Below are 642 nucleotides of genomic sequence, written 5' to 3' on the forward strand. Positions count from 1 at the left end.
GAGGTTATTAACCTCACCGCCTTCCTCCCCGCTGAAAGTACTTTACAACCCGAAGGCCTTCTTCATACACGCGGCATGGCTGCATCAGGCTTGCGCCCATTGTGCAATATTCCCCACTGCTGCCTCCCGTAGGAGTCTGGACCGTGTCTCAGTTCCAGTGTGGCTGGTCATCCTCTCAGACCAGCTAGGGATCGTCGCCTAGGTGGGCCATTACCCCGCCTACTAGCTAATCCCATCTGGGTTCATCCGATAGTGAGAGGCCCGAAGGTCCCCCTCTTTGGTCTTGCGACGTTATGCGGTATTAGCCACCGTTTCCAGTGGTTATCCCCCTCTATCGGGCAGATCCCCAGACATTACTCACCCGTCCGCCACTCGTCACCCAAGAGCAAGCTCTCTGTGCTACCGTCCGACTTGCATGTGTTAGGCCTGCCGCCAGCGTTCAATCTGAGCCATGATCAAACTCTTCAATTTAAAGTTTGATTTGCTGAAACGAGTTCAGCGGTGCTCATCTGTAAAACGTCATAATGAATTTCATTATGTGTTCACTCGTGAGGCTTTGATATTTTTGTGCGTCCGAAGACGCTGATATCAATCCTGCGAGTGCCCACACAGATTGTCTGATAAATTGTTAAAGAGCAGTGC

At 51.7% G+C, this 642-nt stretch carries 1 rRNA gene; it reads right to left on the reverse strand.

The window, feature by feature from the left end:
* Positions 1–471 (reverse strand): 16S ribosomal RNA (locus HFD92_RS21520); the annotation flags it as partial.
* Positions 472–642: the final 171 nt, after the last annotated feature.

It is taken from the genome of Pantoea sp. EKM101V, from assembly GCF_011800325.1.
Taxonomy (GTDB): Bacteria; Pseudomonadota; Gammaproteobacteria; order Enterobacterales; family Enterobacteriaceae; genus Pantoea; species Pantoea anthophila.